Origin of the sequence: Cytobacillus solani (genome assembly GCF_001420595.1) — a bacterium.
In the GTDB taxonomy this organism is placed as follows: domain Bacteria; phylum Bacillota; class Bacilli; order Bacillales; family Cytobacillaceae; genus Cytobacillus; species Cytobacillus solani.
Genome location: NZ_LJIX01000006.1, coordinates 3,758,643 through 3,783,304, shown reverse-complemented (window position 1 = coordinate 3,783,304; position 24,662 = coordinate 3,758,643). Strand labels below are relative to the sequence as shown.

The window sequence follows — 24,662 nt, the reverse complement described above, 5'->3', positions numbered from 1 at the left end:
AGATGATTGTCTAGCGCAAGCGGCCTGCCTCCGGGTGTGCACTAAGGAAAGCTCCTATGAGTAATCCTCGCAGGAACTAGCTGCACTTTGGTTGTTCCAAAGGCGCTTGCGCTTTTCTAATGAGGAGGAGTAAGTATGCGTAAAACCAAGATAGTTTGTACGATTGGACCGGCAAGTGAAAGTGTAGAAAAATTAGTTCAACTCATTGAAGCTGGTATGAATGTTGCCCGTTTGAATTTTTCACATGGCAATTTTGAAGAACATGGCATGCGAATTCGAAATATTCGGGAAGCAGCAAAACGAACAGGAAAAACAATTGCTATTCTTTTGGATACAAAGGGACCAGAAATTCGCACACATAATATGAAAAATGATGCGATAGAATTAGTTGCTGGAAACGATATTATTGTTTCTATGAATGAAGTAGAAGGTACAACAGAGAAATTTTCTGTTACATATTCAGGTTTAATTGATGATATTCATACAGGTTCCAAAATTTTGCTAGATGATGGATTAATTGGTCTTGAAGTGATAAAAATTGACCAAGAAGCGAAAGAAATTTATACGAAAATATTAAATACCGGTACATTAAAAAATAAAAAGGGTGTTAACGTACCAGGTGTTTCTGTCAACTTGCCTGGAATTACTGAAAAAGATGCAAAAGACATCCTTTTTGGAATTGAACAAGGAATTGATTTCATCGCTGCTTCTTTTGTTCGAAGGGCTTCAGATGTTTTAGAAATTCGGCAGTTATTAGAAGAAAATAATGCTTCACATATTAATATCATACCCAAAATTGAAAATCAGGAAGGTGTCGATAAAATCGATGAAATTCTTGAGATTTCAGATGGCCTGATGGTTGCAAGGGGTGATTTGGGAGTTGAAATTCCTGCGGAGGAAGTACCATTAGTTCAAAAGGAATTAATCAAAAAATGTAATGCTCAAGGAAAACCAGTCATTACTGCGACTCAAATGCTCGATTCCATGCAGCGAAATCCTCGTCCGACCCGTGCAGAAGCAAGCGATGTTGCTAATGCTATATTTGATGGGACAGATGCTATCATGCTTTCAGGTGAAACAGCTGCTGGAACATACCCTGTTGAGGCTGTTCAAACGATGCATAATATTGCTTCACGGGCAGAAACGGCATTAGCTCATAAAGAAATATTATCTACTCGCAGTAAAGATAACGAGCATAATATTACCGATGCCATTGGCCAATCGGTTGCACATACGGCATTAAATTTAGATGTAGACGCGATTATTACTCCGACTGAAAGTGGCCATACAGCAAGAATGATATCTAAATATCGACCAAAGGCGCCAATCGTTGCTGTTACATCCAATGACTATGTATCACGCCGGCTTGCATTAGCTTGGGGCGTTTACCCGTGTATTGGTAAAAAAGCTACAACAACAGATGATATGCTAGATACTGCTGTGGAAGAAAGCCTAAATAGCGGAATTGTTTCTTCTGGTGATTTAGTTGTTATAACTGCAGGTGTGCCGGTTGGTGAGGCAGGAACAACGAACCTTATGAAAATTCATGTAATAGGCGACATTCTTGCAAAGGCACAGGGAATTGGTCGTAAATCTGCGTTTGGAAGGGTTGTTATCGCTCGTAATGCTGCAGAAGCATTAGCAAAGGTAACAGAAGGGTCTATATTAGTTACAATTGGATCAGATCGTGAGATGGTGCCTGCGATTGAAAAATGCAGTGCATTAATAACTGAAGAAGGCGGGCTGACAAGCCACGCAGCAGTCGTTGGTTTAAATGTAGGGATTCCAGTCATTGTTGGTGTTGAAAATGCCACAACCTTACTAAAAGACGGGCAGGAAATTACTGTTGACTCTAATCGTGGTGTTATCTACAATGGGCATGCAAGTGTTCTATAAATAAATTATATAGACAATTGGATTTCTGCTATAATAGGGAATAATCCAATTTAAAAGAGGTGGCATCATGCGCTACTTACTCTTACTAATTATCATTGTACCCGCAGCGGAAATCGGTGTCTTACTGCTATCAGGCAATGTGATTGGTGTATGGCCTACGTTAGGAGTCATTCTTTTTACAGGAGTTCTAGGTGCCTATCTTGCAAAAAAGCAAGGGTTAGAGGCGATAAGAAAAGTGCAGGAGCAGCTTCGGTATGGACAAATGCCTGGTGAGGCTATTTTAGAAGGCATTTGTATTTTAGCTGGCGGCATTCTCTTGCTTACCCCAGGATTTATTACCGATATTACTGGCTTTTTGCTGCTGGCTCCACCAACACAATCCTTCTTTAGAAAACTGATTTTAAAAGGTTTTAGAAGATGGATGGATAGAAATACGATCACGGTCATACGATAATGAAATATAAGAAGGTCACTCCAGAAGGAGTGACCTTTTTTATGATTTGGCGAATATAGTTGGTGCGACGGCTAATATATATTATTATTGTCCAATATCATGCGATCGACGGCGAATATATTATTTTTTTGTCCAATATAGCTGAAACAACTTCGAATATTACATCGAATTGAGTTATTCCATATTTTTTATCTAGGCTTTGTTTTCATTCTTCCCTATAATAAACGCCCAAATATCTCGGAATACGTTTGCCCGATGAAGGGTAGTTAAAATAACAAGGGTAACAGGTCCAACAATCAAACCAAGAAAGCCAATGAGCTTAAATCCAACAAATAATGCAACCAATGTAGCTAGCGGATCCATACCGATATTAGATGATAGTATTTTTGGCTCCATCACTTGGCGCTGTACAAGAACAATCACATACAAAACGCCTAAGCCGATAGCCATGCTCATTTCCCCTGCTATGGCTTCATAGATGATCCAGGGGACGAAAATTAACCCCGTTCCTAAGTATGGAATGACATCAACAATTCCTGTAATTAAAGCAATTGTGATTGCATAATCTACACGAAGGATTAGTAATCCGATTAGAATAATGACTGTTGTAATCGAAATTAAGGTAGCCTGAGCCTTAACAAATCCGAATAGTGCCTTTTTTAAATCGGTAAAAACTGTTTTGCCGCTTACTCTAGCCCTGCTAGGAATAAGCTTGCTGCCAAGTGTCGAAAGACGATACCAATCTTTACTAATGAAAAATGTCCCTAGTAAAGAGAAAATCAGCACTGTTGCAGCATTAGGAAACCAGGAAATAATATTAGGGATTTTCCCGAAAAAGTTTTGGATGAAAGCACCTACAGTTGTGCCAATATGACTGCCAACATTTTTAATATTTTCTACGATTGTATCCTGCTGTCCCATATCTAAATTTTTGAATAAGCTAGTCAGCTGATTATAAAGAGGAATGATTTGTGCTGCAAAGAATTCCTCAATATAGTTAATTAACGTATCTAAATGCTTTGGAACCACATTTGAAAGATAGTCTGCACCAGAAACAATTTCTGCAATAAGTAAAGTAATCAGGCCAGCAAAGATCCCGATGATGATTACTATGCTAACAAGTACAGCTAAGGTGCGCGGCATGCGTCCCTTTTTTTCTAAGAAGTTAACAAGTGGGTTAATTAGAAAGGCGATGGCGAATCCGATAATAAAAGGATACGTTACTTTAGATAAATAAAAACAGCTTAAGAGAAGGAGCACAACGAAGCCGAGCACTAAAAGAAATCTAAATGTCCTATGTAAATATACAGGATTCAAAAAAATACCTCCTATTTTTAGGAATGTTAACTATCTTTCATCATACACCATTCCACTACGAGTTATAAATGCAAAAGGATTCAAATTCAGCTATAAAATAAGAAAATACTGTAAATCTATCATCTGAAAGAGGATGGTAGAAAAAGCAAATATATTTCTAATATTTATAAAGTTATGTTAGAATAGCTTCATGGAAGAAAAGTTGTAAAAAATTGTTTTAACATGATCCAATGCTTTATTCTAATTCTTATCTAGCAAGGGAATGATAAATAACTTTTCTTGAAAAATAATAATTTTTTCACATTTTCGCCACTTTTCATTCACAAAAGTCAGATAATTGTTTATAATAGGACTTAAATGTACAACCATTTTCACAGGGCTCTATGAAAATTATCTTTCATCCTATTATTCTAGTATTTTTGTTATGATTTGTGGAAAAATGTAAGCATTTTCTTTTTTATTGTATTGAGCAATCGCTCATTAAATGATGATTTTATGTCTCTTAAGAATTGGTCTGTATGTTGGCGTATAAGCCGCATGTAAAAAGGCTAAAATTGCGCCTTTAAATATCAGAATATTTTTTCAAAGGTTAAATGATGGGATTTAACTTCAAAAGGTAGTACAGACAAAGGGTATGGGGAAATTTATTATGTAAAGGAGAGATTCAGTATGACAGCAACACGCGGACTCGAAGGGGTAGTGGCTACTACATCATCTATCAGCTCTATCATTGATGATACTTTAACTTATGTTGGTTATAATATTGATGATTTAGCTGTAAATGCAAGTTTTGAAGAAGTAATTTACCTTTTATGGCATAGAAAACTACCTACTCAATCAGAGTTGGAGGAATTGAAAAATCAGTTAGCTGAAAATGCAGAGTTGCCTAAGGAAGTGTTAGAACATTTCAAAATGTATCCAATCGATAAAGTACACCCGATGGCTGCCCTTCGTTCAGCTGTTTCTCTTTTAGGTTTGTATGATGCAGAAGCGGATTTAATGGATACAGAAGCTAATTATAAAAAAGCGATTCGCTTGCAAGCAAAAATGCCTTCTATTGTAGCAGCATTTGCTCGGGTTAGAAAAGGTTTAGAACCAATTGCGCCAAGAAAAGACCTTGGTTTTGCAGCGAATTTCTTATACATGTTATCTGGCAAGGAACCGGAGCCTATTGCAATTGAAGCAATTGATAAAGCTTTAGTTCTGCATGCTGATCATGAATTAAATGCTTCTACTTTCACAGCACGTGTATGTGTCGCGACTTTATCAGATATATATTCTGGAATCACAGCTGCTATTGGTGCACTTAAGGGGCCGTTACACGGGGGAGCCAATGAAGCAGTTATGAAAATGCTGACCGATATCGGCACACTTGAAAATGTAGATTCATATATTCGTGAAAAACTAGAAAAGAAAGAAAAAATTATGGGCTTTGGTCATCGTGTATACCGTCAAGGAGATCCACGTGCAAAGCACTTAAGAGAAATGTCAAAGAAACTTACTGAGCTTACTGGTGAACCACATTGGTATCAAATGTCTACTCAAATCGAAGAAATTGTTACAGGTGAAAAAAATCTGCCACCAAATGTTGACTTCTATTCTGCATCTGTTTACCACAGCTTAGGTATCGATCATGACTTATTCACGCCAATTTTTGCTGTAAGCCGTGTATCTGGCTGGCTGGCTCATATACTTGAGCAATATGAAAACAACCGACTAATCCGCCCGCGTGCCGATTACACAGGTCCGGGAATGCAAGAATATGTACCTGTAGGTTTAAGAGGATAAGTAGAAAAGCTCACGCGATTAAAAGTTGTTAAAATGGCGTTTACTTTTATATTAAAAGTTGCTGTAATAAAGAAAGAAGAAGGTGGGTTAGGGGCATTTGCCTTCTAACCTTTGATTCTGATATATGCAAGGCAGTTTTATATACATATAAAAGCCAAAGGCTTAGAAACTGCCGCTGCTTTTTAAAAATGGAGGGAATAAACAATGCAAGGTGAAAAAATCACAGTTAGCAATGGAGTATTAAACGTACCAAACAATCCAATCGTTCCATTTATTGAAGGAGACGGAACAGGTCCTGATATTTGGGCTTCAGCTTCAAGAGTATTAGATGCAGCAGTGGAAAAGGCATATAACGGTGAACGTAAAATTGTCTGGAAAGAAGTGTTAGCAGGAGAAAAAGCATTCAACCAAACAGGCGAATGGCTGCCTTCAGAAACTTTAGACGTAATTAATGAATATTTAATCGCGATTAAAGGTCCTTTAACAACTCCAATCGGTGGTGGGATTCGTTCATTAAACGTTGCTCTTCGCCAAGAATTAGATCTTTTTGTTTGCTTGCGCCCTGTTCGCTGGTTTGAAGGTGTTCCTTCACCAGTTAAGCGTCCTCAGGATACAGACATGGTTATTTTCCGTGAAAATACTGAGGATATTTATGCGGGAATTGAGTATGCAAAAGGTTCAGATGATGTAAAGAAATTAATTGCTTTCCTTCAAGATGAAATGGGTGTTAATAAAATCCGTTTCCCTGAAACATCTGGTATTGGAATTAAGCCAGTTTCTGAAGAAGGCACAAGCCGTTTAGTTCGTGCAGCAATCGAATATGCAATCAAAGAAGGCCGTAAATCGCTAACTTTAGTGCATAAAGGAAATATCATGAAGTTCACTGAAGGTGCCTTTAAAAACTGGGGCTATGAGCTTGCTGAAAGAGAATATGGCGATAAAGTATTCACTTGGGCGCAGTATGACCGTATTAAAGACGAGCAAGGAGCAGAAGCAGCAAACAAAGCTCAAGCTGATGCTGAAGCAGCAGGTAAAATCATCGTTAAGGATGCAATTGCAGACATTTTCTTACAACAGATTCTAACTCGTCCAAAAGAATTTGATGTTGTCGCAACTATGAACCTGAACGGGGACTATATTTCTGATGCACTTGCTGCACAGGTTGGCGGAATTGGTATTGCTCCAGGAGCAAATATCAACTATGAAACTGGCCATGCAATTTTTGAAGCAACACATGGAACGGCTCCAAAATATGCAGGATTAGATAAAGTAAATCCTTCTTCAGTCATCCTTTCTGGTGTATTAATGCTTGAACATTTAGGCTGGAACGAGGCTGCAGACATGATTGTGAAATCAATGGAAAAATCAATTGCTTCTAAAGTTGTAACATATGACTTTGCCCGTCTAATGGATGGTGCAACAGAAGTGAAATGCTCTGAATTCGGTGATGAATTAATCAAAAATATGGAGTAATATATGTTAGTAGGAGGCTGTTCTTGGATCAAGAACAGCCCTCCTTGCATACGATCATAATTCTAAGGAGGAACGAGTCATGTCATTGAAACGTAAAAAGATTTCCGTTATTGGTGGAGGTTTTACTGGTGCAACTACTGCATTCCTGCTTGCACAAAAGGAATTAGGAAATGTTGTTTTAGTTGATATTCCTCAAATGGAAAACCCAACAAAGGGAAAAGCTTTAGATATGCTTGAAGCAAGCCCTGTTCAAGGATTTGATGCGAACATTACTGGTACTTCCAGCTATGAAGATACAGCTGATTCCGATATCGTTGTTGTAACAGCTGGTATTGCGCGTAAGCCTGGCATGAGCCGTGATGACTTAGTACAAACAAACCAAAAAATTATGAAGAGTGTTGCACAAGAAATTGCAAAGCATTCTCCTAATTGTTTCATTGTTGTTTTAACAAATCCTGTTGATGCAATGACATATACAATTTTTAAAGAGTCTGGATTTCCTAAAAATCGTGTAATTGGTCAATCGGGTATTCTTGATACAGCTCGCTTCCGCACATTTATTGCTCAAGAATTAAATCTGTCTGTAAAAGATATTACAGGCTTTGTGCTAGGTGGTCATGGAGACGATATGGTTCCGTTAGTACGCTACTCCTATGCAGGCGGGATCCCTCTTGAGACGCTAATTTCAAAAGAGCGTCTTGAATCGATTGTTGAACGTACGCGTAAAGGCGGCGGAGAAATTGTTAACTTATTAGGCAACGGCAGTGCTTATTATGCACCAGCTGCTTCATTAGTTGAAATGTGCGAAGCCATCCTTAAAGATCAACGCCGTGTGCTTCCATCTATCGCATATCTAGAAGGGGAATATGGATATGATGGCATTTATTTAGGTGTTCCGACTATTCTTGGCGCAAATGGCATTGAAAAAGTAATCGAACTTGAATTAACAGCAGATGAAAAAGCTGCATTAGATAAATCAGCTGAAGCAGTACGAAATGTAATGGCTGTCCTAGTATAATTTTTGCACGATAGTAAGATAAATAAAAAAATTCGGGAAATTCCCGAATTTTTTTATTTAATTCCTTTTTTGGATAATATAATAGTGATATAATAGAGTAAATAGACTGATAATTTTAATAATTATTAGCTATTTTTTTAAGTATCATTGAAATCGTTTACATAACTTTGGAGGTGCAGAAAAATGTTACTTGGGAAAAAAAGAAAATTAGGTAGAAAGATTGAAGAAATCTCTGTTGGAGAGAAATTAACTTTAACTGAAAAAATAGAAGATAAGGACTTATTATTATATTTAGGTTTAACGAATGATGCCAATCCACTTTATATTCAACATGACTATGCCTCTCAGACGCCTTATAAAAAACCAATTGTTCCGAGTATTATGTTGAATGGGATTGTTAATTCGGCTATTTCGAAATATCTTCCTGGACCAGGAAGCCATATTTTAAAGCAAGAAATCGAATTTTTAAAACCTGTTTACCACTATGGTACGGTACAGTTTCTATTTGAAGTAACTGAGGTTAGCAATAGCAGTCACACGATCCAAATAGAAGTAATCGGTACAAACGAGGAGGAGGAAACTGTGATCAAAGGGAAATTGCTTGTATGCCCTCCTCATCGCCTTAATAAAATGGAAGGCGAAGCGCTTGATAATTTTTAATTGACTGTTTTAAGAAGGGGCATGCTGCTGCATGTCTCTTTTTTTATATATTGTTTAGTGTTACCCTTGTTACAAATAGATACACAGTTTATATTAGAGGTAAGATACATGATTTGGGGAATTTTTCAATCTTGGATGAGTAATAGGGGAATATATCAACTTGGAGGCAAATATGGAGAAGATAATTCTTGTTGTTGATGATGAACAATCAATCCTAACATTATTGGAGTATAATCTGCAGCAGGCAGGCTTCAAAGTGATTACAGCGATGGATGGAGAGGCGGGAATTAATCAAGCTTTATCCCATTCACCAGATTTAATTGTACTTGACCTTATGCTTCCAAAACTTGATGGGATTGAGGTATGCAAGCAACTCCGTCAACAGAAGGTGCTCATACCTATATTAATGTTAACTGCAAAAGATGATGAGTTTGATAAAGTGCTTGGCCTAGAATTGGGTGCAGATGACTATATGACGAAGCCGTTTAGCCCCAGAGAAGTAGTGGCAAGGGTAAAAGCTATTTTGCGGAGAACACAAATACAGATGGATACACCGATCATGCCAGAGGAAGAATCGGGATATGTTCGTATTGCGGGTCTAAAAATCATTCCGGATCATTATGAAGCGTATATTGAAAATGAACTATTAGAATTAACACCAAAGGAATTCGAGCTCCTATTATATTTAGCAAAAAATAAGGGGCGTGTTCTGACGAGAGATCAGCTTCTTAGTGCCGTATGGAACTATGACTTTGCAGGGGATACTCGTATTGTAGACGTACATATAAGCCATTTACGAGAGAAGATTGAGCAAAATACGAAAAAGCCTGTTTATATAAAAACCATTCGCGGATTAGGCTATAAGCTGGAGGAGCCGAAAGGAGAATGACAAAATTTCGATCTAGGCTTCTTTTCGCATTAATCACATTAATATTTGCAGTTCTCATTGGATTAGGGCTTTTACTTGGACAGCTTTATAAAAGTTATTATTTGAATGCTTTCGATGAGCGACTAAAAAAAGAGACTAAAATGATTTCAAGTTATGTTGAAGATGAGGGTGGCATTCTAGCTTTAAAAAGTGAGTCAATTGATACATTCAGCAAGGTGTTAAATGCCCGTGTAACGATTGTCGATATTTCAGGAGTCATTGTTTATGATAGTAAACCGTTAAATGATGCTAGCAGCAATAACGAACATCATGCTGTTATAAAGAGTATGATCAAAAAGGACGCTGCAGGGCATCATTTAGTCGAGGTGGATGACGGGTATGACCTTCATTATTACTGGAGACCAATTGTTCAATCAGGAGCAGATGAGGGATTTGTTCTGCTTAGTACAAAAATGACAGAAATCAATAAAGCCTATCAACAGATTTGGTGGATCTTAATAATTTGTTTAGGATTTGCCTTCATTGTTATCCTTCTATTAGGAACTAGAATTACAAATCGTTACACAAAGCCTATTGAAGCCGCAACTAAAACAGCTATTGAACTAGCAAAAGGAAACTATCGTGCTCGTACGTATGAAGATCAGATTGATGAGACTGGGATGCTTAGTGCTTCTATAAATATCCTTGCAAGGAATCTTCAAGAAATGCGAAAATTACAGGAAATGCATCAGGATCGGCTTGCAGCCCTTATTGAAAATATGGGAAGCGGCTTAATATTAATTGATAAAAAAGGATATATCAGCTTAATCAATCGTCCTTATAAAGAACTGTTTCGTGTTAATGATTCCGAATATACGAATAAACTTTATTATGAAGTGATTCAGCAACAGGAAGTTACCTCCATAATCGAAGAGCTTTTTATGACAGAACAAAAAGTAAGGAAACAAATTTTTATTCCACTTAGTCATGGAAGGCAGCATTTTGAAATATACGGAGTACCCATCATTGGAACAAATGATGTTTGGAGGGGGATATTACTCGTATTTCATGATATATCAGACATAAAAAAACTTGAACAAGTAAGAAAAGACTTTGTGGCGAATGTCTCTCATGAATTGAAAACACCCATTACTTCAATAAAAGGGTTTTCTGAAACACTTTTAGATGGGGCGATGGAGGATAAGCAAGCACTAGAAGCTTTTTTGAAAATTATTTTGCAAGAAAGTGATCGTTTGCAATCGCTTGTACAAGATTTATTAGATCTATCAAAAATGGAACAGCTTGGTTTTCACCTTTCTATCCAACAATTTAATATAAGAACAACACTTGAAGAAGTAATCGCGATTTTGAATAAGAAGGCTGATGAAAAAGAGATTAAACTTCAGTTTGAAGCGGATAAAAAATCCATTTTAATCGATGGAGATGCAGATCGTTTGAAACAAGTCTTTCTAAATCTAGTTTCGAATGCCATATCCTATACACCAAATTGCGGGCATGTTTTCCTAGGTTTAAAAGAATCAGCATCCAACATATTTGTTGAAGTGAAGGATACAGGAATTGGAATGGAAGAGAGTGAAGTTCCAAGGATATTTGAAAGGTTTTATCGTATCGACAAGGCACGCAGCCGCAATTCCGGGGGAACAGGTCTTGGGCTTGCTATTGTTAAACATATTGTCGAGGCTCATAAAGGAAATATTATTGTCACTAGTCAAGTTGGAAAAGGAACGACATTTTTAGTCGAGCTTAATAAACAGTTCCTTGATGAGTGATACATAGCAGGCTCTATATAAATTTACATGTTTTTTACAACCTCTTTATAATCTCTTAATATCTGCCAGTTACAATAATAATTGAAAAACCCCTTCATCCAAGGAGTTAGAAAAAGGAGAAAGCAACCCCTGCTTTCTCCTTTTTCATATTTGTTTTGTCATATAATTGAAACCTTTTTATGATCAAATCGTATAAAAAGTTAACGAAATGTATTGGAGGGGGAGAGACAATGGTCAGTCTAAAGAGAATTTACACACTAACCGGACTAGTATTTTTAATCATTATATTAGGCATTACTGCCTTTACGACATGGTATACAGTAGATGAGTCTGATCAAGCGGTAATTTTAACCTTTGGAAAAGTTGAAGAAGGAATAACAGAGCCGGGTCTTCATTTTAAACTGCCATGGCCGATTCAAAGTGTAGAAAAGCTTTCAAAGGAAACATTTAGTCTTCAATTTGGTTATGAAGATAAGAGCGGGAAGTCTAAAGATTTTCCTGAAGAAACAAAGATGATTACTGGGGACGAGAATATTGTCATGGCCGATCTCGTTGTTCAATGGAAGATTACCAATCCGGAAAAATATTTATATAATTCATCAAATCCAAAAGAGATTCTTCATGATGCTACGTCCGCATCATTAAGGAGTATTATCGGAAATTCAAAAATTGATGATGCCTTGACATCTGGAAAAGCTGATATTGAGTCAGATGTCAGGGAGCTGCTAACATCGCTAATACAAAAATATGATATCGGAATATCTGTCTTGGCGGTTAAGCTTCAGGATGTAGAGCTGCCTAATGATGAAGTGCGAAAGGCATTTACAGATGTAACAGATGCGAGAGAAACAGCGAATACAAAGTTGAATGAAGCCCAAAAATACAAAAATCAAAAAATGAATGAAGCAGAGGGTGAGAAAGACGCACTTATTTCGAGGGCACAAGGAGAGAAGTCTGCTCGTATAGAAAGAGCGCGTGGGGATGTAGCAGTATTCAATAAGCTATATACAGAATACAAGAATAATCCAGATATTACTAGAGAGCGTCTTGTGATTGAAACACTTGAGCAGGTGCTTCCAAATGCAGAAATTTATATTATGAACGATGACGGAAATACAATGAAATACTTTCCGATTCGTCCTCTAGAAAAAGAGGAGCCTAAGCCTGCAGCAGAAGGAAGTGAAAATAATGAGTGATCAAAATGTTGTTAATATGAATGAGCGCGGAGGCGGAAATAATCTTCAATGGAGAAAGTATATTAAGCTCGGTATTTTCTTCGTCATCCTTTTTGTCTTAATTGGCATCCTTATTAGCAATCTTTTCATTGTAAAAGAAGGGGAATATAAAGTAATCAGGCAGTTTGGTGAAGTAGTTAGAATAGAGAGTGAACCAGGTCTGTCTTATAAAATTCCTTTTATCCAAAGTGTGTCTACTTTGCCTCAATATCAAATGACCTATGATGTTTCAGAAGCAGAAATAAATACAAAGGATAAAAAGCGGATTATCATTGACAACTATGCAGTTTGGCGAATAGAGGATCCTAAGAAAATGATTGCTAACGCGAGAACATTAGAAAGTGCAGAATCGAGAATGGAAGAATTCATTTACTCCGTCACACGTACAGAGCTAGGTCAGCTTAATTATGAAGAGATCATTAATGATGGGAAGTCTTCCAGAGGTTCATTAAATGACCGAATTACGGAAAAAGTGAATGAACTGCTTGACAAGGATAATTACGGAATTATTGTTACTGATGTAAGAATGAAGCGTACGGATTTGCCTTCAGAGAATGAGCAGTCGGTTTATACGAGAATGATTTCTGAACGTCAATCGAAAGCTCAGGAATATTTATCAAAAGGGGATGCGGATAAGAATGTTATTATCGCAAAAACCGATAAAGAGGTAAAAGAAATAATATCAAAGGCTCAAGCAGATGCAGAAGAAATTCGAGCAGATGGAGAAGGCGGAGCTGCGAAAATATATAATGAAGCTTTTTCAAAAGACCCTAGCTTCTATTCCCTGTACCGTACATTAGAATCATATAAAAAGACAATCAATGGGGAAACGGTTATTGTCTTGCCATCTGATTCGCCATATGCCCGCTTATTAATGGGAAATACAAACTAAACACTTTATAAACCGTTATTTTTCATTCTTTATCTACTCATGATAAAATGGAGGAAAATAACGGTTTTTTGCTTTAGGCAAAGGAAGGAGAATTTTTTTGAAAAAGAAGCTTGTTTTAATTGACGGCAACAGCATTGCTTACCGTGCTTTTTTTGCCTTACCTCTTCTAAACAATGACAAAGGGATTCATACGAACGCAGTTTATGGGTTTACAATGATGCTCAATCGAATTCTTGAGGATGAAAAGCCTACCCATCTATTAGTTGCATTTGATGCAGGGAAGACAACATTTCGTCATAAGACATTTAGTGAATATAAAGGAGGGAGACAAAAGACGCCACCAGAACTATCCGAGCAGTTTCCCTTTATTCGTGAGCTGTTGGATGCTTATGGGATTTCACGTTATGAATTAGAAAATTATGAAGCAGATGACATTATCGGTACGCTCTCCCTCCATGCCGAAAATGATGACTTTGAAGTGAAGATAATTTCTGGTGATAAAGATCTCACACAATTAAGCTCTGAAAAAACAACGGTTTCGATCACTCGTAAAGGGATTACAGAGATTGAAGATTATACTCCAGCCTACATTCAAGAAAAATATGGAATTACACCGGATCGAATTATTGATATGAAGGGTCTTATGGGGGATGCTTCGGATAATATCCCTGGTGTGCCAGGTGTTGGTGAAAAGACGGCACTAAAATTGCTTAAGGAATTTGGAGCACTTGAGACGGTTTTATCTTCTGTTGACAAAGTTGGCGGAAATAAATTGAAGGAAAAGCTGGAGGAATTTAAAGATCAGGCCTTAATGAGTAAGGAATTAGCGACGATTACGAGGGAAGCACCTATAGAAATCGAGCTAAGTGAAGTGGAATACGAAGGATATGAAAGAGACAAGGTAGTCAGCATTTATAAAGAACTAGGCTTTAATTCATTATTGGACAAACTTAGCGGTGAAACAGGATCAGAAGAAGTTGAACTTGAAGAAATTGAGTTTGAAGTGATTAATGAGATAACAGAAGATATTTTTTCAGGTGAGAATGCTTTTTATATTGAATTGCTTGAAGATAATTATCATTATGCAGATATTATCGGCTTTTCAATTGCTAATGATAAAGGAACCTTTTTTATTTCCACAGAGAAAGCATTAGCTTCACAAGTTTTTAAACAATGGGCAGAGGATGCAAGTAAAGAAAAAATTGTCTATGATGCGAAAAGGTCGGAGGTATCGCTTCGCCATCATGGCATTCATTTAGCGGGAGTGAGCTTTGATCTGCTAATTGCTTCCTATCTAATTAACCCATCAGCAACAATAGAGGATGTTGCCTCCGTTGCAAAAAGCCATGGCTATGAATCCATTCAATCGGATGAAGCGTTCTATGGAAAAGGAGCTAAAAGACAGGTTCCCGAAGAAGGCATGTTAGCTATGCACCTTGCAAGAAAAGCGGCTGCAATAGAAGCGCTGAAAGATAAGCTTGATAAGGAACTGAAGGATAATCAGCAGGCAGAGTTATTTTATGAATTAGAAATGCCTTTATCATTAATTCTTGCAGATATGGAATCCTGTGGGGTAAAAATGGATATTAAACGTTTAAAAGCCATGGGAGAAGAGATTTACTCAAAATTAGTAGGAATTGAGAGCCGTATACATGAATTAGCTGGAGAAAAGTTTAATATCAACTCACCGAAACAGCTAGGGGTTATTCTTTTCGAAAAGCTGGGGCTTCCTGTTTATAAAAAGACAAAGACGGGTTATTCAACCTCAGCAGATGTACTAGAGAAGCTTGAGACGAAGCATGAAATCGTTAGAGAAATCCTCGATTATCGTCAGCTTGGAAAGCTTCAGTCCACATATATCGAGGGCTTGCTTAAAATTGTCAACAAGGACAATGAAAAAGTGCACACAAGATTTAATCAGGCTTTAACACAAACAGGAAGACTTAGCTCAACAGATCCAAATCTTCAGAATATCCCTATCCGTCTAGAAGAAGGAAGAAAAATAAGACAGGCATTTATCCCTTCTGAAAAAGACTGGGTCATCTTTGCTGCTGATTATTCTCAAATTGAGCTTCGGGTGCTTGCACATATTGCGAAGGATGATAAGCTAATTGAGGCATTTAATCACGATATGGACATCCATACAAAAACTGCGATGGAAGTGTTTCATGTTAGTGAAGAGAACGTTACTTCCAATATGCGCCGTCATGCAAAAGCAGTTAACTTTGGCATTGTGTACGGTATTAGTGATTATGGATTATCCCAAAGTCTTGGAATTACCCGAAAAGAAGCAGGTCAATTTATTGAACGGTATTTAGAAAGCTATCCAGGGGTCAAAGCGTATATGGAAGATATTGTTGCCGATGCCAAGCAAAAAGGATATGTTTCAACCCTACTTCATCGCAGAAGATATCTTCCTGAAATCACAAGCCGTAATTTTAATCTGCGCAGCTTTGCAGAACGCACAGCGATGAATACGCCAATCCAAGGAAGTGCAGCAGATATTATAAAAAAAGCAATGATAGATATGGCAGAACGTTTGAAAAGTGAAAACTTAAAAACACGTTTGCTTTTACAGGTACATGATGAATTGATCTTTGAAGCACCAAAGGATGAATTAGATATTTTGAAAAAAATTGTCCCTGAGGTGATGGAAAATGCAGTTGTGCTTGAGGTTCCGCTCAAAGTTGATTACGCTTATGGACCAACATGGTTTGATGCAAAATAACGATAGATAAAGATAAAGTAAATGATTGTACTGGAAGTGATTAAATATGCCTGAATTACCAGAGGTAGAAACCGTCCGCAGGACCCTGCAGGAATTAGTGAATAATAAAGAAATTGAACAGATTTCCGTTTTTTGGCCCAAAATAATTAAGCATCCGGAAGAAATTGCTCAATTTCAGGATGCATTAGTCGGACAGACTGTGAAGGATGTTGGAAGAAGAGGGAAATTTCTTATCCTTTATACGGATGATTTTGCTCTTGTTTCACATTTGAGAATGGAAGGAAGATACGGCGTATTTAAAAAAGATGAGCCCGTAGATAAACATACCCATGTTATTTTTCATTTTACAGATGGCACCGAATTGCGATATAAGGATGTAAGAAAGTTTGGAACGATGCATCTATATGTGAGAGGAGAGGAGTTTAACACACTTCCTCTGTCACAATTAGGACCAGAGCCATTTTCTCCTGACTTTACGATTGGAGCATTGGCTTCCAAGCTATCGAAAACAAAAAGGAATATAAAGGCTGTTTTACTTGATCAAAAAGTTGTAGTTGGTCTTGGAAATATTTATGTGGATGAAGCATTATTTCGCTCGGGAATTCATCCAGAAAGAGCGGCTGATGATTTATCCAAAGAAGAAATAGAAAGACTTCATAAGGAAATTTCAGATACCTTATTAGAAGCAGTTCAAAAAGGGGGGAGTACGATTCGATCGTACGTAAACTCTCAAGGGCAAATTGGCATGTTTCAGCTTGAGCTTTTTGTCTATGGCAGAAAAGGAGAAGAGTGCAGGGTTTGCGGAAGTACACTTGAAAGAATGGTTTCAGGTGGACGTGGAACGGTCTTTTGTCCAAAATGCCAAGTAAAATAAGTTTTTAAAAAGGGGCTGACCAGTCGCCTCCGCATTTCATGTTAACAAAGGATAGGCTTCTTCCATATACTATCTTAGCGATTGTCAGGGAGGAGTCCTGTTCATATGGTGTACTCGATCACACTTTTGTTATTAGCGTTTGCTGTAAGTCTGGATAGCTTTAGTGTTGGATTAACTTATGGCATAAGAAAAATGCATATTCCATTTAAATCAATTGGCATAATCGCCTGTTGTTCTGCCATTGCATTAATGACTGCAATGATGATTGGCCGTGTTTCAGCTCAATTTTTATCTCCTGCATTTGCGGAAAGCTTAGGAGGAATCATTCTTATTGGTCTCGGTGCTTGGGTTTTGTATCAATTTTTCCGGACTGAAAAAGCTAAGGATGTTCTTCCGCATGAGAAAACGATTGTCAATTTTGAAATAAAATCACTAGGGATAGTGATTAATATTTTGCAAAAGCCGATGTCTGCAGATTTTGATAAATCAGGGACGATTACAGGAATAGAAGCATTAATGCTCGGGGTTGCTTTATCACTTGATGCTTTTGGTGCGGGAATTGGAGCAGCAATGCTTGGCTATTCTCCATATTATTTAGCATTAACTGTGGCGATCATGAGTTCGCTATTTGTTTTTATGGGGATGAAAATCGGTACATTTTTTTCTAAAAGCAGTTGGGTACAAAAATGTTCATTCATTCCTGGCGTTCTATTAATTCTGCTGGGAATTTGGAAAATTTAATAGTTTAGGGAGAATTAACGAATGTCTATTGTTGTTGGCTTAACAGGTGGAATTGCAAGTGGTAAAAGCACCGTTTCTTCCATCTTAATTGAGAAAGGAATAACAGTCATTGATGCAGATATTGAAGCTCGGTTAGCCGTTGAAAATGGCGAGGAAGCCTATTATGAAATTGTCCGCCACTTTGGTGACGAAGTTCTGCTTACGGATGGTTCAATTGATCGGGGAAAATTAGGTTCGATTATATTTCATAATCAAGAAAAACGTCTTATGCTCAATAATATTGTACATCCAGCTGTGCGGAAAAGAATGATCGTGAAAAAAGAAATGGCCATTGGTAATGGGGAAAGGTTAATTATTATGGACATTCCATTGCTCTTCGAGAGTAAACTTACATTTCTAGTGGATAAGACATTATTAGTGTATGTAGATGAAACGGTTCAATTAGATCGACTAATGGAGCGTAATCAGCTTTCGAAAGAGGACGCAATTGCGAGAATCCGCTCGCAAATGTCATTAAGGGAAAAAATTCACTTGGCAGATGCGGTGATTAATAATAATGGAACAATTGAAGAAACAAAGAAGCAGTTAGTAGACATCCTGAAAAAATGGAATGCGATTTAAAAGAGCCGGAGGGCTCTTTTTTTATCCTTTTTTTTCATGAATTAACAGAATAATAAAACATTTAATTTCCACATTTTAATTATCGCAAATGTCCACCAATATGTTATACTAATTACAACAACAAACATTAAAAGTATAACATTAATGTGGAAGGGGCCGTAATATGAAGGCGAATATTGCAATTAATGGTTTTGGAAGAATTGGACGAATGGTATTTAGAAAGGCCATTCTTGACGACAAACTTAATGTGGTTGCCATCAATGCAAGCTATCCTGCAGAGACTTTGGCACACTTAATAAAATATGATACAAACCATGGGCAATTTGAAGGGGAAGTTATTGCTGAAGAGGGAGCTATTATTGTAAACGGAAAGAGAGTTCAATTATTGAGCAACCGTAATCCAGAAGAACTTCCTTGGCAGCAATTAAATATTGATATCGTCATTGAAGCAACAGGGAAATTTAATTCACGAGATAAAGCTGCTCTTCATTTAGAAGCTGGTGCAAAGAAAGTTATCTTAACGGCACCAGGAAAGAATGAAGATGTGACAATTGTTATGGGGGTAAATGAAAGCGCATTAAACATTGATGAGCATGATATTATTTCTAATGCCTCTTGTACAACAAACTGCTTAGCACCTGTTGCGAAGGTGCTTGATGAACAATTCGGAATTGAAAATGGCTTAATGACAACTGTTCATGCGTATACAAATGATCAGAAAAATATTGATAATCCACATAAGGATTTACGTCGTGCACGTGCATGTGGCCAGTCAATCATTCCGACATCAACAGGTGCAGCAAAGGCATTGTCATTAGTACTTCCGCATTTAAAAGGAAAGCTGCATGGAATGGCTTTACGAGTACCGACACCGAACGTATCGTTAGTTGATTTAGTTGTTGATCTTAAATCGGATGTAACAATTGATCAGATCAACGATGCTTTTGAAGCCGCGTCTAAAGGTTCATTAAATGGTGTTTTAGATATTACAGATGAGCCATTAGTATCCATCGATTTTAATACAAATGAACATTCAGCAATTATCGACGGATTATCAACAATGGTAATTGGTTCGAATAAAGTGAAAGTTCTAGCATGGTATGATAATGAATGGGGTTATTCTTGCCGTGTTGTTGACTTAACAAAATATGTGGCTCAGGAATTATTCAATTCCTCAATTGTAAAAGTTGCCAACTAAATAATTGCAAATGATTAAGGCTTGCCGTTCCAGCGGCAGGCCTATTTTAAATTGGAAGTATTTGTTATATCTGCATGCTCTCAGTCCTTTTGGAAAAGGGATAAAGGTGGAAATCGAAGACCCCTTAACAATTTTTTTAAAAGCATATATTGCAAAAAGAAATCAAACAAAGTATACTAGTCCTCGTGAACTTCTTAAATTTTGGTTATAATGGCTACTTAAAGGGTTAGGACCTCTCTGGACTAACTTTCCCCCGTGGTAGTTGTGAACCATTGGAAACTTAGAAATTCATTATTATTGTTAAAGGGGGAAATTTGAATATGGAAACAATGGGTCGTCATGTTATCTCAGAATTATGGGGATGCGATTTTGAAAAGTTAAATGATATGGATTTTATTGAAAGAACTTTTGTAGGTGCCGCATTAAAGTCTGGTGCTGAAATTCGCGAGGTTGCCTTTCATAAATTTGCACCACAAGGTGTAAGCGGTGTGGTTATTATTTCCGAATCACATTTAACAATTCATAGCTTCCCAGAACATGGATATGCAAGTATTGATGTGTATACATGCGGTGATCTTGATCCTAGCATTGCTGCTAATTTCATTGCAGAGGCTTTAGGAGCCGAGACATGTGAGAATATTGAGATTCCTCGCGGAATGGGTCCTGTTCAAGTTAAGCAATCTAACATTCTATAATGATTATTGAGATGTGAAACTCAAGAGGTGTATTTTATACACCTCTTTTTATTTTGTCTAGATTATACTGTTGGGGTTTTTCATAAAAAATAGTACAATAAGATTATCATATATGAACGATTAGGATTCGGAGCTGATAATATGAAATGTCCTTCATGTCAAAGTAACAATACCCGTGTTCTCGATTCCCGTCCAGTCGATGATTACCGATCGATCCGTCGCAGAAGGGAATGCGAGGCATGCGGATACCGTTTCACAACCTTTGAGAAGGTGGAGGAAATTCCGCTTATTGTTGTCAAAAAAGAGGGAACAAGAGAAGAGTTTAGCCGTGACAAGATTTTACGAGGATTAATTAAAGCGTGTGAAAAAAGACCAGTTGCTCTAAAGGAATTAGAGGAAATTACTTCTGGCGTTGAAAAAGAATTACGCAGCAATGGTGTTTCGGAAATTAAGAGTGAAGCTGTTGGCGAAATGGTTATGGACAGGTTAGCAAAGGTTGATGACGTAGCATATGTAAGATTTGCCTCTGTCTATAGACAATTTAAGGATATTAATGTATTTATTGAAGAGCTGAAGGAATTGATAAAGAAAGAAAAGTAATTTTACTTGAGCTAAAAGATTCTCTTTAGCTCTTTTTTTACTTTGATTTGGATGAATAAAATGAAAGGTTGATGATGATGGCTCAGCATTGGCAAGAAATGCTCCCTGTAGATAGATATGCGGTTGCTGCTAATGGGTTATTGCATGAATATGACCGGAAAGTACTAACCTTTTTATATCAGCCTTTAATTGGGTCAACCTGCTTTAGTTTATATATGACATTGTGGGCAGAGCTTGCAGAAAATCGATTATGGTCCAGTTCAAATACTCATCATAGTTTAATGAACTTTATGGATATGAATCTGGAGAGGATTTATCAGGCACGTGTAAAGCTAGAAGGAATCGGTCTTCTAAAAGTATATGAGCGAAAAGATGAGGAATCCCGTTCATTTATTTATGAGCTTATTCCCCCATTAACGCCTGAAGAATTTTTTTTAGATGGAATGCTCAATATTTATTTGTATAGAAAAGTGGGAAAGAATCAATATTCAAGATTGAAACGGTTTTTTGCTGAGGATAATATCCATTCAACGGAAGAGTATCAAGAAGTAACAAAATCTTTTCAGGATGTGTACATGTCAGGACACCAGGAGACAATCTCCATTACTAAAGATACAGAACAAGCGATGCTTCCGCCTGATGGACAGCGTTTTATTGGAAGAAATGAACCAGAGAGCATTCAAGTTAGCCAAGTACTATTTAATTTCGACCTTCTAGCTGCTGGTTTAAATGAATCTCTTGTTCCGAAGAAGGCTTTAACGAATAGAGTAAGAAATGCAATAAGTAATCTTGCCTTTTTATATGGGATCGACCCAATCCAAATGAAAAATATTGTGATTAGTGCCCTGACAGAAAATAATGAAATTAATATTGAAGAGCTAAGAAAATCAGCAAGAGACTGGTATCAGCTGCAAAATTATGATCAGTTGCCATCACTTGTTGATCGAACACAGCCTAGTCTGCATCAAACGCAAAAAAAAGAGCCTGAAACGAAGGAAGAGGAATTACTACGTTACTTAGAGATGACTTCTCCACGGCAATTATTAAAAGATATATCAGGCGGTGCAGAGCCTTCAAAGACGGACTTGCAAATTATTGAAGATGTGATGTTTCAGCAAAAGCTGCTGCCAGGAGTCGTTAATGTTCTAATTCAATATGTTATGCTAAAGTCAGATATGAAATTAACCAAAGCGTACGTAGAAAAAATTGCGAGTCATTGGGCAAGAAAGAAAATTACAACAGCAAAAGAAGCCATGCTTTTAGCAAAAAATGAACATAAACAATACACCGAATGGGCAGAAGGGAAGAAAACACCAAAGACAACAAAATCTTCTGGTAAAAAGAAGCCGATTCGGACCGAAATGCTGCCGGAATGGTTTGATGATCAAGAGAAGACAAAGCCAGCTGACAAGAAGAAAGATGATGAAGAACTGAAATTGAAAAAAAGGGAACTGGAAGAAACTTTGAAGAAATTGCGTTCAGGGGAGGGAACTGAGTGATGGAGAAAATTAATGATACATTAAAACGTCTTGCTGGAAAGGGAGACTTTAAAAAAAGGTATGAAATGCAGCGCAGAGAGACATTGAACAACCCTGATGTGCAAGATTTCTTAAAAATCCATGAGGATGAAATAACAGCTGATATGATAAATAAAAGCTTAATAAAACTATATGAATATACCCAGCAATGCAAGGAATGCAATCAATGTTCGAGCCTTGATAACTGTATAAATATGATGAAGGGCTATCACCCAAAGCTTGTTATTCAAAGGGGAAGCATTGATCTTCATTATGATAAATGTCCGCGGAAAGTGATGGATGATGAAAAGCGTAAAAATGAAAAACTAATACAAAGTTTATATGTCCCTAGCGATATTCTTCATGCGTCCTTTGACTCTATTTACGAGGATGATGACCGGATTGATGCTGTCCAGAAAGCGGCATCTTTTCTTATGAGCTACAAACCTGACTCGAAACAAAAAGGGATCTACTTCTATGGGAAGTTTGGGGTTGGAAAATCGTATTTATTGGGTGCCATTGCCAATGAACTCGCGAAAAAGAAAGTATCTTCAATGATCGTCTATGTACCTGAATTTTTACGGGAAATGAAAAGCTCGATTGCGGATTCCACTTTAAATGACAAAATTGCTGCTATTAAAAAGGTTCCTGTTTTGATGTTTGATGATATTGGAGCAGAGACGATGTCGAGCTGGACAAGAGATGAAGTGCTCGGTCCGATTCTTCAGTTTAGAATGCTTGAAAGTTTGCCGACATTCTTTACGTCAAACTTCGATTTTCACGAGCTGGAGCATCATTTATCATACAGTCAGCGTGGCGAAGAGGAGAAGATGAAAGCAAGACGAATCATGGAACGTATTAAATACTTAGCCGAATCCGTTTTAGTTGAAGGACCTAATCGGAGGGTATAATCAATATTTAATTTAGCTGTCAGATAATCTGGCAGCTTTTTTTAGGTTCTTTTTTAAATGAGTGTTGTTTTTGGATAGAATGTGAGAATGAAAATAGTTGATAAAATGTTTGGTTGACTGGAGCGTAAGGTGCGAGACTCCTGCGGGAGGAGTGGGACAGGTGAGACCCCACAGGAGCTTGTGTTCCGAGGAGGCTCACCGCCCACCCCGCGGGTCGCTGCGCATCCTGGAGTGGAAGTCAACCTCTACTCACTAAATATTAATTAGTAACAGTGTTTGCAGAAAAAGGTCCTTATTTAAAAACCCTTAAGACTTTTATGTGGATACTTCTATTTTGTCCAAGTCCCCCATATACATTTAAAACAGAGATTTTAACAAAGGGGGGATTTGGTTGATCGAAATCATTTTCCAAAAGAATGAAGATGCAAAGGATTTTTACAAGTATCTACAGCTTTATCTAGCATCTTCTGCATTATCTAATCATCTTCTTCATTTTGAAGATCAACATATAGTAAAAATGAATATTGGGTCAAACGGTGAGAAGTATGTAGAAATTGTCAAGGAAGCTTTTTACCAATTTATAATAAAAAGCAAACAGGATCATTGGTTTCGCAGAATTTTGGCAGAGCATTATTACTATGAAGACGAAGAGGAACAGCAGCAAATCCTTGAAATCATCCACTCCATCCTTGAAGGAAGCAGGGAAGACCTGACAGCGTTTGTTAGTGAGCTAGATGTTGAAAAGAATTTGAAGGAAGCCATCAGACAAATTTTTCAAGAAAATATTGCCTTTTCCTTTGATTCTTTTGTGAAATTTAGGATGCGTCCGTTAATGGACCAAATGGCGAAGTATGTAGAAATATCAATTGATGAATATAAGATGGAGCAGGAATACCAGATGTTTATTCAAACATTGAGGGATTTTCTGTCAGGCAGGGAAGCAAAGCTAAACCAAATTCATTTACTTATTGATGACGGGATTCACTTTTTTGATGATCAATTTTATGAAATCAAGCGTTCAGACCTTTCAAGAATGATTGACCGCAAGCTATTGTTTAACCATCCAGTATATATAGATTCTGTAACAATCGCTCCTTTGCTCTCTATTGCGCCAAGCTCTATTTATTTATATGCGGAGGATATTGAACAGCCGCTTGTCAGAACGATTCATAATATTTTTGAAGAAAGGCTAATTTTTGTTCCCATTGCAAAGTTCTATGATAGTAAGAGGCAGTTTTCCTTTATTGCCGATGAAAAAATATAGTGTGAGCCCTTGCATTTCCGATAATAACAAACTATAATACAGTACATATTAAGTTAATTAGTAATTGTAATGATGAGGACAAGGGCATTCAAAAAACGGTTCATAGAGAGGGAAGGCAAGGC

At 37.3% G+C, this 24,662-nt stretch carries 21 protein-coding genes; 20 read left to right on the top strand and 1 reads right to left on the bottom strand.

Annotation, left to right across the window (positions count from 1 at the left end; all coding sequences use genetic code 11):
• Positions 1 to 135: 135 nt before the first annotated feature.
• The gene (gene pyk, locus AN957_RS20800) at positions 136 to 1,896 is read left to right on the top strand and encodes a pyruvate kinase (RefSeq protein ID WP_053477284.1); all 1,761 of its coding nucleotides are present in this window, start codon (positions 136 to 138) and stop codon (positions 1,894 to 1,896) included.
• Between the two features lie 67 nt (positions 1,897 to 1,963).
• A complete protein-coding gene (locus AN957_RS20795) occupies positions 1,964 to 2,350 on the top strand; it encodes an FxsA family protein (protein ID WP_056685976.1) in 387 nt (128 codons plus the stop codon).
• Between the two features lie 192 nt (positions 2,351 to 2,542).
• On the opposite strand, the gene ytvI is transcribed toward AN957_RS20795, so the two are convergent.
• On the bottom strand, positions 2,543 to 3,667 hold the full coding sequence (gene ytvI, locus AN957_RS20790) for a sporulation integral membrane protein YtvI (protein WP_053477282.1): 1,125 nt from the start codon (positions 3,665 to 3,667) through the stop codon (positions 2,543 to 2,545).
• Between the two features lie 669 nt (positions 3,668 to 4,336).
• Between ytvI and citZ the strand changes: the two genes are divergently transcribed.
• The 18 genes from citZ (at position 4,337) to ytxC (ending at position 24,540) form a co-directional block, all read left to right on the top strand.
• A complete protein-coding gene (gene citZ / locus AN957_RS20785) occupies positions 4,337 to 5,455 on the top strand; it encodes a citrate synthase (protein ID WP_056685973.1) in 1,119 nt (372 codons plus the stop codon).
• Between the two features lie 204 nt (positions 5,456 to 5,659).
• Entirely contained in the window at positions 5,660 to 6,928 is a 1,269-nt protein-coding gene (icd, locus tag AN957_RS20780) for an NADP-dependent isocitrate dehydrogenase (protein ID WP_056685969.1), read from the top strand.
• Positions 6,929 to 7,007: 79 nt separating this feature from the next.
• A complete protein-coding gene (mdh, locus tag AN957_RS20775; protein WP_056685966.1) occupies positions 7,008 to 7,946 on the top strand; it encodes a malate dehydrogenase in 939 nt (312 codons plus the stop codon).
• A gap of 183 nt (positions 7,947 to 8,129) precedes the next feature.
• Positions 8,130 to 8,606, top strand: a complete 477-nt coding sequence (locus AN957_RS20770; RefSeq protein ID WP_053477278.1) for a MaoC/PaaZ C-terminal domain-containing protein — start codon at positions 8,130 to 8,132, stop codon at positions 8,604 to 8,606.
• A 172-nt stretch (positions 8,607 to 8,778) separates the two neighbouring features.
• Positions 8,779 to 9,495, top strand: a complete 717-nt coding sequence (locus AN957_RS20765; RefSeq protein WP_053477277.1) for a response regulator transcription factor — start codon at positions 8,779 to 8,781, stop codon at positions 9,493 to 9,495.
• Positions 9,492 to 11,264, top strand: coding sequence for a two-component system histidine kinase PnpS (gene pnpS / locus AN957_RS20760; RefSeq protein WP_056685963.1), 1,773 nt, complete (start codon positions 9,492 to 9,494; stop codon positions 11,262 to 11,264). The genes AN957_RS20765 and pnpS overlap by 4 nt, the downstream gene beginning before the upstream one ends.
• Positions 11,265 to 11,494: 230 nt before the next feature.
• On the top strand, positions 11,495 to 12,460 hold the full coding sequence (gene hflK / locus AN957_RS20755) for an FtsH protease activity modulator HflK (RefSeq protein WP_053477275.1): 966 nt from the start codon (positions 11,495 to 11,497) through the stop codon (positions 12,458 to 12,460).
• The gene (gene hflC / locus AN957_RS20750) at positions 12,453 to 13,391 is read left to right on the top strand and encodes a protease modulator HflC (protein ID WP_053477274.1); all 939 of its coding nucleotides are present in this window, start codon (positions 12,453 to 12,455) and stop codon (positions 13,389 to 13,391) included. Before hflK ends, hflC begins: the two co-directional genes overlap by 8 nt.
• Positions 13,392 to 13,488: 97 nt before the next feature.
• On the top strand, positions 13,489 to 16,119 hold the full coding sequence (gene polA / locus AN957_RS20745) for a DNA polymerase I (protein ID WP_053477273.1): 2,631 nt from the start codon (positions 13,489 to 13,491) through the stop codon (positions 16,117 to 16,119).
• A gap of 46 nt (positions 16,120 to 16,165) precedes the next feature.
• The gene (gene mutM / locus AN957_RS20740) at positions 16,166 to 16,993 is read left to right on the top strand and encodes a DNA-formamidopyrimidine glycosylase (protein WP_053477272.1); all 828 of its coding nucleotides are present in this window, start codon (positions 16,166 to 16,168) and stop codon (positions 16,991 to 16,993) included.
• Between the two features lie 105 nt (positions 16,994 to 17,098).
• Complete coding sequence (ytaF, locus tag AN957_RS20735; protein WP_053477271.1) at positions 17,099 to 17,734, top strand: sporulation membrane protein YtaF; 636 nt, start codon at positions 17,099 to 17,101, stop codon at positions 17,732 to 17,734.
• Between the two features lie 21 nt (positions 17,735 to 17,755).
• Entirely contained in the window at positions 17,756 to 18,355 is a 600-nt protein-coding gene (coaE, locus tag AN957_RS20730) for a dephospho-CoA kinase (protein WP_053477270.1), read from the top strand.
• 163 nt (positions 18,356 to 18,518) lie between these two features.
• Positions 18,519 to 19,553, top strand: coding sequence for a glyceraldehyde-3-phosphate dehydrogenase (locus AN957_RS20725; protein WP_053477269.1), 1,035 nt, complete (start codon positions 18,519 to 18,521; stop codon positions 19,551 to 19,553).
• Positions 19,554 to 19,873: 320 nt separating this feature from the next.
• A complete protein-coding gene (gene speD / locus AN957_RS20720) occupies positions 19,874 to 20,248 on the top strand; it encodes an adenosylmethionine decarboxylase (protein WP_053477268.1) in 375 nt (124 codons plus the stop codon).
• A 141-nt stretch (positions 20,249 to 20,389) separates the two neighbouring features.
• Positions 20,390 to 20,848 (top strand): transcriptional regulator NrdR, encoded by a 459-nt coding sequence (gene nrdR / locus AN957_RS20715; RefSeq protein WP_053477267.1) that lies wholly within the window; start codon positions 20,390 to 20,392, stop codon positions 20,846 to 20,848.
• A 77-nt stretch (positions 20,849 to 20,925) separates the two neighbouring features.
• Entirely contained in the window at positions 20,926 to 22,347 is a 1,422-nt protein-coding gene (locus AN957_RS20710; RefSeq protein WP_056685960.1) for a replication initiation and membrane attachment family protein, read from the top strand.
• Entirely contained in the window at positions 22,347 to 23,276 is a 930-nt protein-coding gene (gene dnaI, locus AN957_RS20705; protein WP_056685957.1) for a primosomal protein DnaI, read from the top strand. Before AN957_RS20710 ends, dnaI begins: the two co-directional genes overlap by 1 nt.
• Before the next feature lie 391 nt (positions 23,277 to 23,667).
• Positions 23,668 to 24,540 carry a putative sporulation protein YtxC gene (gene ytxC / locus AN957_RS20700; protein ID WP_053477264.1) on the top strand — a complete coding sequence of 291 codons (873 nt, stop codon included), beginning with the start codon at positions 23,668 to 23,670 and terminating at the stop codon, positions 24,538 to 24,540.
• Positions 24,541 to 24,662 lie beyond the last annotated feature (122 nt).

Coding starts and splice junctions, on each gene's coding strand:
- nrdR (WP_053477267.1), top strand. CDS start 20,390: ATGAAATGTCCTTCATGTCAAAGTAACAATACCCGTGTTCTCGATTCC.
- ytaF (WP_053477271.1), top strand. CDS start 17,099: ATGGTGTACTCGATCACACTTTTGTTATTAGCGTTTGCTGTAAGTCTG.
- AN957_RS20795 (WP_056685976.1), top strand. CDS start 1,964: ATGCGCTACTTACTCTTACTAATTATCATTGTACCCGCAGCGGAAATC.
- mutM (WP_053477272.1), top strand. CDS start 16,166: ATGCCTGAATTACCAGAGGTAGAAACCGTCCGCAGGACCCTGCAGGAA.
- dnaI (WP_056685957.1), top strand. CDS start 22,347: ATGGAGAAAATTAATGATACATTAAAACGTCTTGCTGGAAAGGGAGAC.
- AN957_RS20710 (WP_056685960.1), top strand. CDS start 20,926: ATGGCTCAGCATTGGCAAGAAATGCTCCCTGTAGATAGATATGCGGTT.
- hflC (WP_053477274.1), top strand. CDS start 12,453: ATGAGTGATCAAAATGTTGTTAATATGAATGAGCGCGGAGGCGGAAAT.
- AN957_RS20765 (WP_053477277.1), top strand. CDS start 8,779: ATGGAGAAGATAATTCTTGTTGTTGATGATGAACAATCAATCCTAACA.
- AN957_RS20770 (WP_053477278.1), top strand. CDS start 8,130: ATGTTACTTGGGAAAAAAAGAAAATTAGGTAGAAAGATTGAAGAAATC.
- pyk (WP_053477284.1), top strand. CDS start 136: ATGCGTAAAACCAAGATAGTTTGTACGATTGGACCGGCAAGTGAAAGT.
- hflK (WP_053477275.1), top strand. CDS start 11,495: ATGGTCAGTCTAAAGAGAATTTACACACTAACCGGACTAGTATTTTTA.
- AN957_RS20725 (WP_053477269.1), top strand. CDS start 18,519: ATGAAGGCGAATATTGCAATTAATGGTTTTGGAAGAATTGGACGAATG.
- citZ (WP_056685973.1), top strand. CDS start 4,337: ATGACAGCAACACGCGGACTCGAAGGGGTAGTGGCTACTACATCATCT.
- icd (WP_056685969.1), top strand. CDS start 5,660: ATGCAAGGTGAAAAAATCACAGTTAGCAATGGAGTATTAAACGTACCA.
- pnpS (WP_056685963.1), top strand. CDS start 9,492: ATGACAAAATTTCGATCTAGGCTTCTTTTCGCATTAATCACATTAATA.
- speD (WP_053477268.1), top strand. CDS start 19,874: ATGGAAACAATGGGTCGTCATGTTATCTCAGAATTATGGGGATGCGAT.
- mdh (WP_056685966.1), top strand. CDS start 7,008: ATGTCATTGAAACGTAAAAAGATTTCCGTTATTGGTGGAGGTTTTACT.
- coaE (WP_053477270.1), top strand. CDS start 17,756: ATGTCTATTGTTGTTGGCTTAACAGGTGGAATTGCAAGTGGTAAAAGC.